At 73.0% G+C, this 16,226-nt stretch carries 17 protein-coding genes, 1 tRNA gene and 1 pseudogene; 10 read left to right on the plus strand and 9 right to left on the minus strand.

Annotated elements, in window-relative coordinates; translation table 11 throughout:
* Nucleotides 1-33 precede the first annotated feature (33 nt).
* Nucleotides 34-1,485, minus strand: coding sequence for an MFS transporter (locus ABT336_RS13665; RefSeq protein ID WP_350896886.1), 1,452 nt, complete (start codon nucleotides 1,483-1,485; stop codon nucleotides 34-36).
* Nucleotides 1,482-1,718: a sigma-70 family RNA polymerase sigma factor gene (locus ABT336_RS13670; protein ID WP_350896887.1), complete on the minus strand. Its 237-nt coding sequence runs from the start codon at nucleotides 1,716-1,718 to the stop codon at nucleotides 1,482-1,484. The genes ABT336_RS13665 and ABT336_RS13670 overlap by 4 nt, the downstream gene beginning before the upstream one ends.
* A gap of 147 nt (nucleotides 1,719-1,865) precedes the next feature.
* On the opposite strand from ABT336_RS13670, the gene ABT336_RS13675 reads away from it, so the two are divergent.
* A complete protein-coding gene (locus ABT336_RS13675) occupies nucleotides 1,866-3,044 on the plus strand; it encodes a geranylgeranyl reductase family protein (RefSeq protein WP_350896888.1) in 1,179 nt (392 codons plus the stop codon).
* Between the two features lie 142 nt (nucleotides 3,045-3,186).
* Here ABT336_RS13675 and ABT336_RS13680 read toward each other — a convergent pair whose 3' ends face one another.
* The 3 genes from ABT336_RS13680 to ABT336_RS13690 are packed head-to-tail and all read right to left on the minus strand — an operon-like array spanning nucleotide 3,187 to nucleotide 4,565.
* Nucleotides 3,187-3,846: a nucleotidyl transferase AbiEii/AbiGii toxin family protein gene (locus ABT336_RS13680; RefSeq protein ID WP_350896889.1), complete on the minus strand. Its 660-nt coding sequence runs from the start codon at nucleotides 3,844-3,846 to the stop codon at nucleotides 3,187-3,189.
* Nucleotides 3,843-4,211: a hypothetical protein gene (locus ABT336_RS13685; protein WP_350896890.1), complete on the minus strand. Its 369-nt coding sequence runs from the start codon at nucleotides 4,209-4,211 to the stop codon at nucleotides 3,843-3,845. The genes ABT336_RS13680 and ABT336_RS13685 overlap by 4 nt, the downstream gene beginning before the upstream one ends.
* A 57-nt stretch (nucleotides 4,212-4,268) precedes the next feature.
* Nucleotides 4,269-4,565, minus strand: coding sequence for a hypothetical protein (locus ABT336_RS13690; protein ID WP_350896891.1), 297 nt, complete (start codon nucleotides 4,563-4,565; stop codon nucleotides 4,269-4,271).
* Nucleotides 4,566-4,685: 120 nt separating this feature from the next.
* On the opposite strand from ABT336_RS13690, the pseudogene fdh reads away from it, so the two are divergent.
* The 8 genes and pseudogenes from fdh to ABT336_RS13730 form a co-directional block, all read left to right on the plus strand.
* Nucleotides 4,686-7,916, plus strand: a pseudogene (gene fdh / locus ABT336_RS13695) (formate dehydrogenase); the annotation flags it as partial.
* Between the two features lie 22 nt (nucleotides 7,917-7,938).
* Nucleotides 7,939-8,859, plus strand: coding sequence for a 4Fe-4S dicluster domain-containing protein (locus ABT336_RS13700; protein ID WP_502891176.1), 921 nt, complete (start codon nucleotides 7,939-7,941; stop codon nucleotides 8,857-8,859).
* Complete coding sequence (gene nrfD, locus ABT336_RS13705) at nucleotides 8,856-9,866, plus strand: NrfD/PsrC family molybdoenzyme membrane anchor subunit (protein WP_350896893.1); 1,011 nt, start codon at nucleotides 8,856-8,858, stop codon at nucleotides 9,864-9,866. The genes ABT336_RS13700 and nrfD overlap by 4 nt, the downstream gene beginning before the upstream one ends.
* Nucleotides 9,867-9,929: 63 nt before the next feature.
* A tRNA-Sec gene (locus tag ABT336_RS13710) sits at nucleotides 9,930-10,025 on the plus strand.
* Between the two features lie 54 nt (nucleotides 10,026-10,079).
* Complete coding sequence (gene selA, locus ABT336_RS13715; RefSeq protein WP_350896894.1) at nucleotides 10,080-11,372, plus strand: L-seryl-tRNA(Sec) selenium transferase; 1,293 nt, start codon at nucleotides 10,080-10,082, stop codon at nucleotides 11,370-11,372.
* Nucleotides 11,373-11,394: 22 nt separating this feature from the next.
* Nucleotides 11,395-13,188, plus strand: a complete 1,794-nt coding sequence (gene selB / locus ABT336_RS13720) for a selenocysteine-specific translation elongation factor (protein WP_350896895.1) — start codon at nucleotides 11,395-11,397, stop codon at nucleotides 13,186-13,188.
* A 90-nt stretch (nucleotides 13,189-13,278) separates the two neighbouring features.
* Entirely contained in the window at nucleotides 13,279-13,476 is a 198-nt protein-coding gene (locus tag ABT336_RS13725; protein ID WP_350896896.1) for a hypothetical protein, read from the plus strand.
* 90 nt (nucleotides 13,477-13,566) lie between these two features.
* Nucleotides 13,567-13,743: a hypothetical protein gene (locus ABT336_RS13730; protein WP_350896897.1), complete on the plus strand. Its 177-nt coding sequence runs from the start codon at nucleotides 13,567-13,569 to the stop codon at nucleotides 13,741-13,743.
* 4 nt (nucleotides 13,744-13,747) lie between these two features.
* On the opposite strand, the gene ABT336_RS13735 is transcribed toward ABT336_RS13730, so the two are convergent.
* Nucleotides 13,748-14,398: a hypothetical protein gene (locus ABT336_RS13735; protein WP_350896898.1), complete on the minus strand. Its 651-nt coding sequence runs from the start codon at nucleotides 14,396-14,398 to the stop codon at nucleotides 13,748-13,750.
* A gap of 148 nt (nucleotides 14,399-14,546) precedes the next feature.
* On the opposite strand from ABT336_RS13735, the gene ABT336_RS13740 reads away from it, so the two are divergent.
* A complete protein-coding gene (locus tag ABT336_RS13740; RefSeq protein ID WP_350896899.1) occupies nucleotides 14,547-14,753 on the plus strand; it encodes a hypothetical protein in 207 nt (68 codons plus the stop codon).
* Nucleotides 14,754-14,841: 88 nt separating this feature from the next.
* Here ABT336_RS13740 and ABT336_RS13745 read toward each other — a convergent pair whose 3' ends face one another.
* The 3 genes from ABT336_RS13745 to ABT336_RS13755 form a co-directional block, all read right to left on the minus strand.
* Nucleotides 14,842-15,300, minus strand: coding sequence for a hypothetical protein (locus ABT336_RS13745; RefSeq protein WP_350896900.1), 459 nt, complete (start codon nucleotides 15,298-15,300; stop codon nucleotides 14,842-14,844).
* Nucleotides 15,297-15,506, minus strand: coding sequence for a phosphatidylethanolamine-binding protein (locus tag ABT336_RS13750; RefSeq protein WP_350896901.1), 210 nt, complete (start codon nucleotides 15,504-15,506; stop codon nucleotides 15,297-15,299). Before ABT336_RS13750 ends, ABT336_RS13745 begins: the two co-directional genes overlap by 4 nt.
* Before the next feature lie 166 nt (nucleotides 15,507-15,672).
* On the minus strand, nucleotides 15,673-16,226 hold a 554-nt coding region (locus tag ABT336_RS13755; RefSeq protein ID WP_350896902.1), incomplete at its 5' end, for a universal stress protein.

Here is a 16,226-nt window from a genome sequence, read left to right on the forward strand (position 1 = left end):
GCGGGCGTCCCGGGGTCCGCCGTCGGTCCCTGCTCACCGCCGCCGCCGACGGCGGCCCGCCACGTCGAGCAGGGCGGCCAGCAACGCCAGGACGATGATCCCGGCGGCCACCAGCAACGCGTGCCGCAACCCCGCCGACCAGTCGCCGGAGCCGCCCACGGTCGAGAAGAAGACCGACCCCACCCCGGCGATTCCCGCCGCCGACCCGATCCGCTGGCCGGTCTGCAGCATCCCCGCCCCGCTCCCGGCCACCGGCACCGGCACCTCGGCCAGGGTCAGGGTCTGGTTCGGGGCGATCACCAGTCCACTGCCGAGCCCGGCGAGCAGCAACGGACCGGCGAGGGTCAGCGGGGCCGGCCCCTCGGGCACCAGCAGCGACACCAGCACCACGGCGAGCAGACCGAGGATCGCCCCGGCCAGTCCGACCACCACCAGCAGCCGCCCCGTCCGGTTGACGATCCGACCGCTGATCGCCGAGGTCAACGCCGACCCCAGCGCGAACGGGGTGATGGCCGCGCCCGCCACCAGCGGGCTGTAGCCGAGCCCGGTCTGCAGGTAGAGGGTGAAGACGAAGAACAGGGCGGTGAACCCACCGAAGTAGAGCAGGGCGATCACCGACCCCAGCAGGTACGACCGGGTCCGGAACAGGTCCAGGCAGAACAGCGGCGGTCGACGGCGGGCGTACCGGCGTTCCCACAGACCGAAGGCGACGAGCACCACCAGACCCGCCGGGACCAGCCACCACCGGGCCGGGGAGCGCCACCGCTCACCCTGGACCAGCGGCAGCAGGAGCGCCACGACCCCCACCCCCAGGAGCAGGACCCCCACCGGGTCGAGGCCGCGTTCACCTGACGACCCGTTCGGGCGCGACGGCACCAGCCGCCAGGCGAACACCATGGCGACGATCCCGACCGGAACGTTGACGAAGAACACCCACCGCCACCCGTGCTCCGCCCCGCCGATGTGGATGAGCACCCCGCCCAGCAGCGGCCCCACCGCCGTGGAGACCCCGATCGTGGCACCCAGCAGACCGAACGGTCGGGCCCGTTCCGGCCCCCGGAACAGTTCCTGGATCAGCCCGGTGACCTGCGGGTTGACCACCCCGGCGGCGGCCCCCTGGAGGAGTCGGGCGGCGATCAGCCACTCCGGTGACCGGGCCAGCCCGGCCACCGCGCTGGTGACTGTGAACAACGCCACCCCCAACAGGAACACCGCCCGCCGCCCGCGTGCGTCGCCGAACCGCCCGGCCGGCACCAGGACCAGACCGAAGGTGAGCGCGTACCCGGACAGCACCCACTGCAGGTCACTCGGGCCGGCCCCGAGGGCCCTGTCGATCGACGGCACGGCGACGTTGACGATGCTGATGTCCAGCAGGGTCATGAACGCGGCGACCAGACCGACGGCGAGGGCCTGCCACCGCCGCCGGTCCGCCGCCGGGTCCGTGGCGTCCCGGTGACCGTCCGGACCGGTGTCTGTGGGTGTCACGCCATCTGTCGGGCACACCAACGGGGGCCGAAGTCGAGCCCGGCCATCGGGGAGTCCTCCCGGTGCAGCAGGTTGCGCTCGGTCAGCTGCCGCAGCGGCGCGTGCACCTCCTCCTCGGTCAGCCCGGCCTCCTCGGCGATCTGGTCGGGGTAGGGGACCTGTCCCCGCGCCTCCAGCGCGGCGACCGCCTCGTACACCCGAGCCTCCATGTCCGAGAGCTGCACCTCGTGCATGGCCGTCCCCCTTCGTCCGCCGACCGCCCGGCACGAGCGGTACGCCCCGCGCGGTTACCCGCTCCCGGGTCGAAGATGCTCCTCGCGTACTCCGGCGCGCCGTCCGTGGTGGACGGCGCACGGACCTCGTTGCCCTAGGCTGCACGCGTGATCGTCTGGGATGTCGCCGTCGTCGGTGCCGGCCCCGCCGGACTCAGCGCCGCCCACGCGGCGGCGCGGGCCGGGGCCCGGACCCTGGTGCTGGAACGCGCCGTGCACCCCCGTTACAAGACCTGCGGCGGGGGTCTGATCGGCACCTCGTTGGCGGCGGTGGCCGGCCGGATCGAGGTTCCGGTGCACGACCGGGTGGACCGGGTCACCTTCACCCGTGACGGGCGAGGCGGGTTCACCCGCCGGTGTCGCAGCGGGTCGCTGGTGACGATGGTGCGCCGGGAGGAGTTCGACGACCGGTTGCGGGCGGCGGCGGTGTCCGCCGGGGCGCAGGTCCGCGAGCGCGCCCCGGTCCGCGCGATCGACCAGGACCCGGACGGGGTACGGCTGCGGCTGGCCGACGGTACGACGGTGCACGCCCGTACCGTGGTCGGCGCGGACGGCTCCTCCGGGGTGACCGCCCGGCACGTGGGTGTCCGGTACCGGCAGGTCGACCTCGGGCTGGAGTTGGAGATTCCGGTGCCCCCCGTCCACCAGCGGCGGTGGCGGGGTCGACTGCTCTTGGACTGGGGCCCGATCCCCGGCTCGTACGCGTGGGTGTTCCCGAAGGGGGACAGGTTGACCGTCGGGGTGATCGCGGCCCGGGGCGAGGGGGAGCGGACCCGGGCCTACCTCAAGTCGTTCGTGCAGCGGCTGGGCCTGGCCGAGCTGCCGCCCGAGCACGACTCCGGGCACCTGACCCGGTGTCGGGCGGAGGACTCCCCGCTGGTGCGGGGACGGGTCTCGGTGGCCGGTGACGCGGCCGGGTTGCTGGAACCGTGGAGCCGGGAGGGGATCAGTTTCGCGCTGCGCTCCGGCGAGCTGGCCGGTACGGCGGCGGCCGGGGGTGACCAGGCCGGCTACGGGCGGGCGGTGGGGGAGACCCTGGTGCCGTCGATGCGGGCCGGACACCGGCTGCTGGAGGTCTTCGAGCGTCGCCCGCAGATGTGTCACGGGTTGCTCGCCACGCCGATGGGCTGGCGGATGTTCGCCGGGTTCTGTCGGGGCGAGGCGAGCTTCGACCGGGTGGTGGAGCGCACCCCGGTCCGGGCCGCCCTGGCCCTCCTGGACCGGTTGCCCCACCCGCGCCGGGCTTCCGAGGCGGTGCCCCTCGCCCCGGTGCGACCTCACCGCTGACCCGTCCGTCCCGGTTCACCCCGGCCGTCGGCCCATTCCGTGCCCCGAACTCACCTATCTTCCTAGGATGCCCTAGCGGGTGTGAGCTCCGCTCCACCCCACGCACCACATCCCGGATCGACGAACATCACCAGCGCAACGGTCAGCGAGGCCAGACGGCGAGGCGACGACGCAACCTGTGGACCGCCGCCGCGTCCAGGCCGTACCGGGAGAAACGCTGGTCCGGGACCCGGTCCAGGTACCGGCCGGCGGCGCGGACGTCCTCGGGGTCCAGCGCCGGGTCGATCTGGCGGGCCAACTCCAGCAGTTCCGCCACCGGATAGTGGTCCAGGGCGGCGGCGACGTCGATGAAGTCGCGCACCTCCCGCCGGTTGACCAGGGCGGCGGTCTTGTTCGCCACCAGGTCGCGGACGTCCATCACCGGGCCGAGGTCCATCACCACCGGGCTGCGGTGCCTGTCGAGACGGGCCAGGCTCAGCCGGATCTGCCGGCCGTCCCGCCCGACCACGAAGTCCTTCAGGTCCTGTTCGAAACCGGCGAACAGGTCGGCGAGGTCACTGTCGGGGTCGGCGTCGGCCACCTCGAACCCGGCCCGCTCCAGCGCGGCCCGGACCTCGGCGGCGGCGGCGAGGGCCGCCCCCTCCACGTCGGCGAAGAGGTCCACGTCCTCGGTCGGGCGGGCGACCAGCCCGTGGGCGGCCCAGGCCACCCCGCCGCCGAGGACGAACCGGTGGGGTCCGGCGGCGGTCAGCGCCACCCGGGCCACCTCGCGGTAGAAGTCGTGCAGGTGGGCGGTGCTCACCCCGCCCGGAGCACCCGGTGTCGGCTCTCCCAGGCCAGGCGTACGCCGCGTGGCAGGTTGAGGGTGCGCCACACCCGGCGCAGCATCGTCGCGTCGATGAGCGCGCGGAGGTCCTCGGCCCTGGTGCTCTCCCGCAGCACGTTCTCGTACATCCAGAGCAGCTGGTCGGGGTCGGCGAGGTCGAAGGTGCGGTCGGGGCTCCACATCAGGCGCACCGGAAGCTCGACCACCCCCTGGACGGGGCCGGTGAGTTCGGTGAGGGTGCCGACGACGACGGCGGGACGGCCCGGGCGGGCCAGGTGGGCCACCCGGCCGTAGGAGCGGTGACCGGCGGCGGCGGGTTCGGTCTGGACGACACCCTGCATGGTCTCAGGGTAGCCCTGTCGTGGCCGGACGTCGTCCACCCCGCCGTCGGCCGGTCGTCACCGGGCCGGGGGGTGGGGGTCACCGGGGGGTGTGGGGCCGGGGTGGCCGCGTCGGCGGTCGCGGGCGAGTCGACAGGTGGTGGAGGCCAGCAGGACCCACCAGAGGACGGGGAGGGCGCGGAGCGCGGATCCACCCAGCAGGGGGCTGGTGAGCAGGAGCAGGGCGCTGCCGAGGGTGGCGGTGGTGACGGTGCCGCGCCAGGGCCGGGGGAGGGGTCGGGCGGTGGCCGGTCCGAGGGCGGCCAGGGCGACCCCGGCGACGCCGAGCAGCACCGGGGCGAGCAGGGCCGTCATGGAGGGTGGGGTTCCCGTTTCCCGGTCGGGGGAACTCCCTGTCGACGGGGTCGCGGGGCGGGGTGGGTTGTTCTATGGTCGGGACGTCGGTGGTCGGCCGGGCGGAGGGGGGTTCGCGGGATGGGTTTGCGGACCTTCATCGCGGGTTGGCCGGTCTATCGGCAGCTCACCGGGGACGATCCGCTCGGTCGGGGGGCGGCGGCGCAGTCGGCGCGTACTGCGGGGTTGTCGGCGCGTACCGAGGACGCCGACGGGGTGGTCCGGTCGGTGTGCCCCTACTGTGCTGTGGGTTGCGGTCAGCGGGTCTATGTCGCCGACGGGCAGGTCACCCAGATCGAGGGGGATCCGGACAGTCCGATCTCGCGGGGTCGGCTCTGTCCGAAGGGTGCGGCGAGTCGGAGTCTGGTCACCAGTCCGTTGCGGCAGACGAAGGTCCGGTATCGGCGGCCGTACGGGACGCAGTGGGAGGATCTGGATCTCGACGTCGCCCTGGACATGATCGCCGATCGGGTGATCGCTGCGCGGGCGCAGACGTGGGAGGAGACCGACGCGCACGGGCGGGCGGTGAACCGGACGTTGGGGATCGCCAGTCTCGGTGGGGCGACGTTGGACAACGAGGAGAACTACCTCATCAAGAAGTTGTTCACCGTGTTGGGGGCGTTGCAGATCGAGAACCAGGCCCGTATTTGACACTCCGCCACCGTCCCCGGTCTGGGGGCCAGCTTCGGTCGCGGTGGTGCGACGGACTTTCAGCAGGACCTGGCGAACTCTGACGTCATCGTGATCCAGGGTTCCAACATGGCCGAGGCTCATCCGGTGGGTTTCCAGTGGGTGATGGAGGCCAAGCGGCGTGGTGCGAAGGTGTTCCACGTCGATCCGCGGTTCACCAGGACCAGCGCTGTGGCCGACGGTTACCTGCCGATTCGGGCTGGTACGGACATCGCGTTGTTGGGTGGGGTGGTGCGGTACATCCTGGAGAACGGTCTGGACTTCCGGGAGTACGTGTTGGCGTACACGAATGCGTCGACGATCGTCAGTGAGCGGTACGTCGACGCGGAGGACGGTGACGGGCTCTTCTCCGGCTTCGATCCGGCGACGGCGAGTTACACGCAGGACAGTTGGCAGTACGCGGGGCGTGAGGGTGGCTCGGGTGGTGGTGACACCGTTCGTGAGCGGGATTCGGCGGCGGGGTTGGAGCACGAGTCGCACGGTCCGGGGGTGGCGGGGCCGTTGCAGCGGGACGAGTCGTTGCAGCATCCACGGTGCGTGTACCAGATCCTGCGGCGGCACTTCGCCCGGTACACCCCGGAGATGGTGGAGCGGGTGTGTGGTGTCCCGCAGGAGCGGTTCCTGGAGTTGGCGCGGGCGTGGACGGAGAACTCGGGGCGGGAGCGGACGGGGGCGCTCGTCTACTCGGTGGGGTGGACGCAGCACAGCGTGGGTGTGCAGTACATCCGTACGGGGGCGATCATCCAGACGTTGTTGGGCAACATCGGTCGGCCCGGTGGGGGGATCATGGCGTTGCGGGGGCACGCCAGCATCCAGGGGTCGACTGACATTCCGACGTTGTTCAACCTGCTTCCCGGGTATCTGCCGATGCCGCACGCGGAGAGCCATCCGACGTTCGACGCGTGGGTGGACGGGATGGCGGCTGCCGGTCAGAAGGGGTTCTGGGGGAACGCCCGGGCGTATGCGGCGAGTCTGTTGAAGGCGTACTGGGGGGACGCGGCGACGCCGGACAACGATTTCGGGTACGGCTGGTTGCCGCGGATGACCGGGGACCACGGGACGTACCAGCAGGTGTTGAACATGATCGACGGGAAGGTGAAGGGGTATTTCCTGCTCGGTCAGAATCCGGCGGTGGGGTCGGCGCACGGGCGGGCGCAGCGGCTGGGGATGGCCAATCTGGACTGGTTGGTGGTGCGGGACCTGTTCGAGATCGAGTCGGCGACGTTCTGGCGAGATTCTCCGGAGGTGGCGACGGGGGAGATCGTTCCCACCGAGTGTCGTACCGAGGTGTTCTTCCTGCCGGCTGCCTCGCACGTGGAGAAGGAGGGGACGTTCACCCAGACCCAGCGGTTGTTGCAGTGGCGGGAGAAGGCGGTGGATCCGCCGGGTGACGCGCGGTCGGAGTTGTGGTTCTTCTTCCACCTGGGTCGGGTGTTGCGGGAGAAGTTGGCGGGGTCGACGGCGCCGAGGGATCGGGCTCTGTTGGCGGCGACCTGGGATTATCCGACGCACGGGCGGTGGGCCGAGCCGAGCGCGGAGGCGGTGCTGCGGGAGATCAACGGGTACGACACGGTGTCGGGTCGGCTGTTGTCGGCGTTCACGCAGGCGCGTGACGACGGTTCCACTGCGGTGGGTTGTTGGATCTACACGGGGGTGTTCGCCGACGGGGTGAACCAGGCGGCGCGGCGTCGGCCGGGGCGGGAGCAGGACTGGGTGGCGGCCGAGTGGGGGTGGGCGTGGCCGGCGAACCGGCGGATGCTCTACAACCGGGCGTCGGCGGATCCGGAGGGTCGGCCGTGGAGTGAGCGGAAGCGGTACGTGTGGTGGGACTCCGAGCGCGGCGAGTGGACCGGTCACGACGTGCCGGATTTCGAGCGGACGAAGCCGCCGTCGTATCGGCCGCCGGAGGGGGCGTCGGGGGTGGCGGGGTTGTCCGGGGTGGATCCGTTCGTGATGCAGGGGGACGGGAAGGCGTGGTTGTACGCGCCGAGTGGGGTGTTGGACGGGCCGTTGCCGACGCACTACGAGCCGGCCGAGTCGCCGGTGGTGAATGCGTTCTACGGTCAGCAGGCCAACCCGACCCGGAAGGTGTACGACCATCCGGTGAATCCGATCAATCCGAGTGCGCCGTCGCCGCAGGCCGGGGTGTTTCCGTACGTGTTTACTGTGAGTCGGCTGACGGAGCATCACACGGCGGGTGGGATGAGTCGTACGGTCGCGCCGTTGGCGGAGTTGCAGCCGGAGATGTTCGTCGAGGTGTCCGGGGCGTTGGCGGCCGAGGTGGGGTTGACGCATCTGGGGTGGGCGCATCTGGTGAGTGCCCGGTCGGTGATCGAGGCGCGGGTGTTGGTGACCGACAGGTTGACGCCGTTGCGGGTGGAGGGGCGTCTGATCCATCAGGTGTGGTTGCCGTATCACTTCGGGTCGGCGGGGTTGGTGACGGGGGATTCGGCGAACGACCTGTTCGGTATCACGTTGGATCCGAACGTGTTGATCCAGGAGAGCAAGGTGGGGACGTGTGATCTGCGTCCGGGGCGTCGGCCGGTGGGTGGGGAGTTGCTGGCTCTGGTGGGGTGGTATCGGCGTCGGGCGGGTCTGGAGCCGCCGACGGTGACGACCGAGGTGCCGTCGGAGGGGGAGGGTCGTGTCGACTGAGGGCGGTTGGGTGGATCCGGCGGTGGCGGCCGGTTGGGTGGATGCGCCGCCCCGGATGGGGTTCTTCACCGACACGAGTGTCTGTATCGGTTGTAAGGCGTGTGAGGTGGCGTGCAAGGAGTGGAACGACGTTCCGACGTCGGGGTTGGACCTGTTGGGGATGTCGTACGACAACACGGGGGCGTTGACTGCGAACTCGTGGCGGCATGTGGCGTTCGTCGAGCAGCCGGCCGGTTGCTCCGACGCCGCCCCCGGTCCTGATCCGGTCGGGTCGGGGTCGCAGTTCCTGGGGATGCCGGGTGCCCGGCCGCCGGGTCGGGAGACCGGGGTCGGTCAGCGGACGGATTTCCGCTGGTTGATGATGTCCGACGTCTGTAAGCACTGTACGGAGGCGGGGTGTCTGGACGTCTGTCCGACGGGGTCGTTGTTGCGGACGGAGTTCGGCACGGTGGTGGTGCAGGAGGACATCTGTAACGGGTGTGGGTACTGCGTGTCGGCGTGCCCGTACGGGGTGATCGATCGGCGGGCCGACGACGGTCGGGCGTGGAAGTGCACGTTGTGTTACGACCGGATCGGTGCGGGGTTGACGCCGGCGTGCGCGCAGGCGTGTCCGACGGAGTCGATCCAGTACGGCCCGTTGGAGGAGTTGCGGGGGCGGGCCGAGCAGCGGGTGGGGGTGTTGCGGTCGCAGGGGGTGTCGGGGGCCCGGCTCTACGGGCACGATCCGGCGGACGGGGTGGGTGGGGACGGTGCGTTCTTCCTGTTGTTGGACGAGCCGGAGGTGTACGGGTTGCCGCCGGATCCGGTGGTGCCGACGCGGAGGTTGCCGTCGATGTGGCGGCGGGCGGGGGTGGCGGCGTTGGCGATGGCGGCGGCGGCGGTGGTGGCGTTCGTCGGGGGGTCGTCGTGACGGGTGGTGGTGGGGCGTCGGGTGGTGGTCGGGGTCGGCGGGAGCACGGTGGTGGGGAGGCGCTGGCGGTGCCGGCGGCGCGGTTCACGTCCTACTACGGTCGGCCGATCGTGAAGCCGCCGGTGTGGACGTGGGAGATCCCGGCGTACCTGTTCACCGGGGGGTTGGCGGCGGGGGCGTCGCTGTTGGGGTTGGGTGGGCAGGTGACGGGTCGGCCTGCGGTGCGGCGGGCGGGCCGGTTGGCGGCGGCGGTGGCGGTGGCGGCCAGTGGCGGGTTGCTGGTGTCGGATCTGGGTCGTCCGGAGCGGTTCCATCACATGCTGCGGGTGGCGAAGCCGACGTCTCCGATGTCGGTGGGGACGTGGATCCTGACGGTGTTCGGTCCGGCGGCGGGGGTGGCGGCGGTGGCCGAGGGGGCGGGGTGGCTGCCGCAGCGGGGGCCGCTGGGGGTGGTGGGTCGGGTGTTGCCGCCGGTGGGGCGGGTCGGTGGGGTGGTGGCGGCGGTGACGGCGCCGGCGCTGGCGACGTACACGGGGGTGTTGTTGGCGGACACGGCGGTGCCGTCGTGGCACGAGGCGTACCCGGAGTTGCCGGTGATCTTCGCGGGTAGTGCGTTGGCCAGCGGCGCGGGTGTGGGGTTGCTTGCCGTGCCGGTGGCGCAGGCCGGTCCGGCGCGGCGGTTGGCGGTGGCGGGTGCGGTGATGGAGTGGGCGGGGGCGCATCGGATGGAGTCGCGGTTGGGTCTGGTGGGTGAGCCGTATCGGACCGGGCGGCCGGGGTGGTTGCTGCGGGCGGGTCGGGTGTTGACGGTGGCGGGGGCGGTCGGGGCGGTGTGGGGTCGCCGGCGGCGGTGGGTGGCGGCGGTGGCGGGTGGGGCGTTGCTGGCCGGGTCGGTGGCCACCCGGTTCGGGGTGTTCCACGCGGGGGTGGCGTCGGCCCGGGATCCGAAGTACACGGTGGTGCCGCAGCGGGAGCGGATGGCTCGGCGGGCCGCGTCCGGGGGCTGAGGGCGCCGGGTTTCCCGTCTGGTCGGGCGCGCGGGTGGTGGCCGCTGTGGTTCACTGCTGCGTGGAGGCGTTCAGGTGGCTGGTGCCCCTCCCGGTCTTCAACACCGGTGTGGTCCGGGACCCGGGCCAGGCGGGTTCGATTCCCGTCCGTCTCCGCCATCGACGTCGGTGCCCTCCGGTGTCGGGCGTGCCGACGGGTCGGGAGTGGATTCGATGGGGGACCAGCGGCGTCGGGTGCCGGGTACTGACACTCTGCTGGCCGAGGCCCGGTTGGCCGCCGCGGTGGCGACGCTGGGCCGGGACCGGGTGAAGGTGATCATCGGTCAGGCGCAGGACCGGGCGCGCCGGGGTGAGATCGCGCCGGAGCGGGTGGTGGAGGCGGCGGTGGCGGCGTTGCCCGCTGCGGTGGTCCGTCCGGTGCTCAATGCCACCGGCGTGGTCCTGCACACCAACCTGGGGCGGGCGCCGTTGTCGCGTCGGGCCGTGGAGGCGGTGGTGGCTGCTGCCGGTCACACCGACGTGGAGTTGGATCTGGTGTCCGGGCGGCGGGCCCGTCGCGGCCGGGACGCCCTGGACGCGTTGGCGGCGGCCGTTCCGGACGCGGGCGGCGTGCACGTGGTCAACAACGGGGCGGCGGCGTTGGTGTTGGCGGCGACGGCGTTGGCCGCGGGTGCCGAGATCGTGGTGAGCCGGGGTGAGCTGGTGGAGATCGGTGACGGGTTCCGGTTGCCGGATCTGCTGGTCAGCACGGGTGCCCGGTTGGTCGAGGTGGGGACCACCAACCGGAGTACGGTGGCCGACTACGCGGCGGCGCTCGGGCCTCGGACGGGGTTCGTGTTGAAGGTCCACCCGTCGAACTTCGTGGTCACCGGGTTCACGGGGTCGGTGTCGGTGCGGGAGCTGGCGACCCTGGGGGTGCCGGTGGTGGTCGACATCGGGTCGGGGTTGTTGGCGGCGGATCCGTCGTTGCCCGACGAGCCGGACGCGGCGAGTGCCCTGCGGGCCGGGGCGACGTTGGTGACCGCCAGTGGCGACAAGCTCCTGGGTGGTCCGCAGGCGGGTCTGTTGTTGGGTGACGCCGACGTGGTGCAGCGGTTGCGTCGGCATCCCCTGGCGCGGGCGGTGCGGGTGGACAAGTTGACCCTGGCGGCGTTGGCGGCGACCCTCGGTGACCCGGTCACCCCGGTACGGGCGGCGCTGCACGCCGATCCGGTGGTGTTGCGGCGTCGGGTGGGGCGGCTGGGGGAGGAGCTGAGGGCTGCTGGTCGTGAGGCGGAGGTGGTGCGCAGTGTGGCGGTGGTGGGTGGCGGTGGTGCGCCGGGGGTGGAGTTGGAGTCGTGGGCGTTGAGCCTGCCGCCCTGGTATGCGGGGCCGCTGCGGACGGGGTGCCCTGCGGTGGTGGGGCGGGTGGTCCGGGGTCGGCTCCTGTTGGATCTGCGGTGTGTGCCGGTGGATGCCGACGCGACGGTGCGGGAGGCGGTGTTGGGTGTCCCGGTCGGGGGTTGACCGGTCGGGGGCTGAGTCGTGGGTGGTGGCGACGGCCGGTCACGTGGACCACGGCAAGTCCACTCTGGTGCGGGCGTTGACCGGGATGGAACCGGACCGGTGGGCGGAGGAACGCCGCCGGGGGATGACCATCGACCTGGGGTTCGCGTGGACGCGGTTGCCGTCGGGGGCGACTGTGGCGTTCGTCGACGTTCCGGGGCATGAGCGGTTCGTGCCGAACATGCTGGCCGGGGTGGGTCCGGTGCCGGCGGCGGTGGTGGTGGTCGCTGCGGACGAGGGGTGGATGCCGCAGTCGGCGGAGCACCTGGCGGCGTTGCACGCCCTGGGGGTGCGGGCGGGCCTGTTGGTGGTGACCCGCGCCGATCTGGCCGATCCGGGTCCGGCGTTGGCCCGGGGTCGGGCCGAGGTGGCGGCGACGAGTCTGGGTGCGGTGGAGGCGGTGGCGGTCAGTGCGACGACCGGGGTGGGTCTGGCCGGGGTGCGGGCGGCCCTGGACCGCCTCGGTGCCGGGTTGCCCCGGCCGGTGGTCGACGGCCCGGTGCGGTTGTGGGTGGACCGGTCGTTCACGGTTCGGGGGGCGGGCACCGTGGTGACCGGCACCCTGGGGGCGGGTCGGCTTCGGGTCGGGGATCGGCTGTGGGTGGCCGGGACCGGTGAGGAGGTCCGGGTCCGGGGGTTGCAGGTGATGGGGGTGGCCCGGGAGGAGGTGACCGGGGTGGCGCGGGTGGCGGTGAACCTGCGGGGGACGGCCCGGGGTCGTCTGGTGCGGGGGGAGGCGTTGGTGACGCCGGACCGGTTCCGGTCCAGTGCGGTGGTGGACGTCCGGGTGGTCGGGGATCCGGTGGCCGACCTGCCCGGCGCGGCGATGGTGCACGTGGGGTCGGCGTCGGTGGCGGTGCGGGTGCGACCGTTGGGGGTGGACACGGCCCGGCTGCGGTTGGATCGGCCGTTGCCGCTGTGGGTGGGGGATCGGGCGGTGTTGCGGGATCCGGGTCGGCGGCACGTCGCCGGTGGGGTGCGGGTCCTGGACGTCGATCCGCCGCCGTTGCGGCGGCGGGGTGCCGCGCGGGCCCGGGCTGTGGTGTTGGGGGAGGTCGACGGGCGTCCGGATCTGGTGGGTGAGTTGCGTCGTCGTGGTCTGGTGCGGGCTGCGGACCTGCTGCGGATGGGGGTGCCGGTGGTGGGGGCGCCGGTGGTGGTCGGGCCGTGGTTGGCCGATGCGGGGCACTGGGCCGGGTTGCGTTCCCGGTTGGCCGAGGAGGTCACCCGGTACGCGCGGGAGTGCCCGTTGGAGCCGGGGGCACCGGTGGAGGCGCTGCGGCATCGGTTGGGTCTGCCGGACCGGGCGTTGGTGGAGGCGTTGGTGGGTCCCCCGTTGCGGCTGGTGGCCGGCCGGGTCTGCGGTGGTGGTGGCCCGGACCTGCCGGCGGCGGTGGCGGCGGCGGTGCGGCGGCTGCGGGTGGGGTTGGCGCAGCGGCCGTTCCGGGCTCCGGAGGCGGAGTGTCTGGCGGAGTTGGGGTTGGGGGCGCGGGAGATCGGGGCGGCGGTGCGGGCCGGTGCCCTGGTGCGGGTGGCGGGGAACGTGGTGTTGGCGCCGGGGGCGGTGGAGGAGGCGGGTCGGGTGTTGGCGGGTCTGGCGCAGCCGTTCACCCTCAGTGCGGCCCGGCAGGCCCTGGACACGACCCGTCGGGTGGCGGTGCCGTTGTTGGAGTTGTTGGACCGGCAGGGGGTGACCCGGCGGCATCCGGACGACACCCGCAGCGTCGTCGCGGCCTCGTCCGGGGGCGGGATCACGGCGTCGCCCGTGCGCCGGTGAGCGTGCCCCTCTCTGGGCCGGTGGGTGGGGGCGCGGGTGGTTGCGGTGGTCGCCCCCGGGTGGGGGTGCGGGCCGCCTAGGGTGAGGGGTGTGGACCCCTCGGCGGTGTGGCGGGACCGTAACCACCGGTGGCGGATCGAGGCGTATCGGGCCCCGGACCTGCGGTTCGCGGTGTTCGCCACGAACGGGACGACCGAGTCGGCGCCGTTGTGGCTGTTCGGGATGCCCGCTCTGGCCCGGTGGTTGATGACCCACGCCATCTCCTTGGACGACCTGATGACCGACTAGACCTCCTCCCGGGGGTCGAAGCCCACCCGGCAGCGGGACGAACCCGCCGAAACGGTCATGTGGGTGAGGTTCTGGTCGTACGGTCCGGTGGTGAACGACCGAGGGTGGCGTACCTTCTTCGCGGTGTTGGCCGGGGTCGCGGTGATCTACTTCGGGACCACCGGCCGTCGCGGCGAGGAGGGCGACGGGATCTCCGGTGGCCTGCTGGTGCTGGCAGCCCTCGCGGCGGCGCTGGTGTGGCACCTGACCCGTCCGGCCGCCAAGTGACCCGTCACGGGGCGGCGGCGGTGACCTTCCGGGCCGAGTCGGGATCGAGGGCGACCCGGACCAACGCGGAGGCGAACCGGCCGAAGTCGGCTCCGCCGACCAGGTCGGCCAGCCGGGCCGCCGAGGTGGGCAGCCCGAGGTGCCGTGCCCCGGCCAGGGTCCGCCGGTCGGCGTAGGGGCGCAGGTCGGGCCAGACGGTCTGAGCCTCGCGCAGGAAGATGTCGGCGCCGGTGGGGCCGATGCCGGGGAACTCGGTGAGCATCCGGCGCAGCGCGGTCCGGTCGCCGTCGGCGGCCCGGTGGAGTCGCCGCAGGTCGCCGTGCCAGCGGTCGAGGCACAGGTCGGCACCCTGGCCCAGTTCCGAGGCGGTGCGTTCGTCGTAGCGGCGGTAGTGGCCGCGGCCGAGCGCGTCGACCCGCTCCTGCCAGGTCGCCGCCGCCATCGTCGCCGGGGTGCGGTATCCGGCGGCGAACAGTTCCCGGGCGGCGTGCAGCGCCACCCCGGCGCGGATCCGGGTACTGAGCAGCGTGGTCAACACCAGCAGCTGGTACAGGGGTCCGGGCCGGTCGGCCAGGTCGATGCCGGCCTCGTCGGCGTAGGTGCGGCCCTGCCGTCGCAGCAGTGCCCGCGCCGTGGTGCGGTCGTCGTCGGCCATGCCCGCCGGGTACCCGCCCGACGGCGGACCATCCGTGGTCTCGCGCCTCGGGTGGGCCCGCCGGGTCGGGAATTGCGCGTGTCGGGCATGCCGGGGGAGGGAGTGGGTACCCGAGTAAGTCAACGCCCCGTCGAGAGGAGCCGAGACCGTGACGAATCCACAGCAGCCCGAGTTGCGTCGTGACGCCCGTAACAGTGCGGTGCAGGACTCCAAGGGGCCGTCGCCGCGGGTCCGCCCGCCGTCGGGTGCCCGGTCCCGTGGTGATGCGGGCCGGGCGGTGCCGGAGGGGCAGGTCTCCCCGTACGGCCCGGTGGACGGTCCGGTCGCCGAGGACGCCAGCGGCGACCGGGACTGACCGACCCGGGTGGGGGTGTCCCGGTGATGTCCGTCGGGACACCCCCACCCACTTTCATCCTAGGACGGTCGAGACGAGGTGCCGCCGGTCACCGGCGGCGCAGCCGACGCCAACTCGCCGACGCGGCGAGCCCGTACGCCAGGTGCGGCACCAGGTCGGCCAACCAGTCCGACCGGGTCCAGGACCGGGGACGGGTCACCCCGAGAGCGGTCATCGACCCGTCGGACAGGGTCATCACCCCGCCGCCGAGGATCGCCACCTCCACCGGCCGTGGCGGGCGGCGGTCACCCACGAACAGGGCGAACACCGCCCCGGCGGCGATGCCCAACCCGTACCCGAGCACCGGGCCGAGCCCGGAGCGGCGGTTGGCCGCCGTCTCCTGCGGGCCCAGGTCGATCCCGGCCACCTCGGCGAGGCGTCCGGCGCTGGCCTGCGGGGTGGAGCTCTCCGGGCGTGCCCGCACCACCATGTCGAGGTAACTGACGACGTTGAGCGCGACGCTGCCCACCGCACCGGCGAGGGCACCGTCGACGGCGGCGGCCCTCACTTGGGGTCGCCGGGTTCGCGTTCACCCTTCGGGCCGTAGGTGCGGTCTCCGCGTACGACGCCCCGCCGTCCCTGGTCCTCCTGGAGGATCCGGTTGGCCACGTCGTCGGCCTTGCCGTCCGCCGCGCGCCCGGAGTTCTCGATCAGGTTCCGTAGTCGCGCGCGGTCCTTGTCGTAGGCATTGCTGCCTGGGCGTGGTCCCGGCATTGTCGCCTCCCTCGGTGCCGTGGTGACGTGTCCGGCGCGTCTACCCGGCCACGTCCGCCGCATGCACCGGCGACGGGTCGCGGCCCTGTCGCCGGTGCGGCAGGTGTCAGTGCGGCGCGGCCCGGGAGAGTGAGCGACGGCCCGGGAGAGTGCGGTGCGGCCTCTGTCAGTGCGGGGCGCGGACCACGGCGACGGGGCAGTCGGCGTGGTGCAGCAGGGCGTGGCCGGTGGAGCCGAGCAGGAGACCGCCGAGTGCGCTGTGGCCGTGTCCGCCGACGACGACGAGTTGGGCGGATCGGGCGGCGTCGAGCAGGGCGGCGCGGGGTCGGGCCCGGACGGTGCGTCGGGTGACGGTGAGCCCGGGCCAGCGTTCGGCGGCTCCGGCGAGGACCTCTGCGGTGACCCGGTCCTCCTCCTCGTGGAGGTCGGCGCGGTCGTACACCAGGGGTTGCATGTCGCCGGGGCCGGTGGTGGTGGGGTGCCGGTAGGCGTGCAGGGCGACCAGGTCGGTGTCGCGGGTGAGGGCTTCCCGGGCGGCGAACTCGACGGCGTCGTGGGACAGCGGGGAGGCGTCGACGCCGACGACGACCGGGCCGGTGGGTCGGTCGTCGCCTCGGGCGACGAGGACCGGGCAGGGGGCGTGGGAGGTGACCTGACCGGCGGTGGTCGGGAGGTCGTCCAGGGCCAGGCAGAGGGCGGACTCGGCGAGCATCTTCGCCG

This window comes from Micromonospora sp. NPDC000207 (genome assembly GCF_040300925.1).
Classification (GTDB): Bacteria; Actinomycetota; Actinomycetes; order Mycobacteriales; family Micromonosporaceae; genus Micromonospora.

What these genes read in the sequence shown, in the direction of transcription:
- ABT336_RS13735 (WP_350896898.1), bottom strand. Translation starts at nt 14,398, where the DNA reads ATGGCCGACGACGACCGCACCACGGCGCGGGCACTGCTGCGACGGCAG.
- ABT336_RS13685 (WP_350896890.1), bottom strand. Translation starts at nt 4,211, where the DNA reads ATGCAGGGTGTCGTCCAGACCGAACCCGCCGCCGCCGGTCACCGCTCC.
- ABT336_RS13670 (WP_350896887.1), bottom strand. Translation starts at nt 1,718, where the DNA reads ATGCACGAGGTGCAGCTCTCGGACATGGAGGCTCGGGTGTACGAGGCG.
- selA (WP_350896894.1), top strand. Translation starts at nt 10,080, where the DNA reads ATGGGGGACCAGCGGCGTCGGGTGCCGGGTACTGACACTCTGCTGGCC.
- ABT336_RS13750 (WP_350896901.1), bottom strand. Translation starts at nt 15,506, where the DNA reads ATGCCGGGACCACGCCCAGGCAGCAATGCCTACGACAAGGACCGCGCG.
- ABT336_RS13690 (WP_350896891.1), bottom strand. Translation starts at nt 4,565, where the DNA reads ATGACGGCCCTGCTCGCCCCGGTGCTGCTCGGCGTCGCCGGGGTCGCC.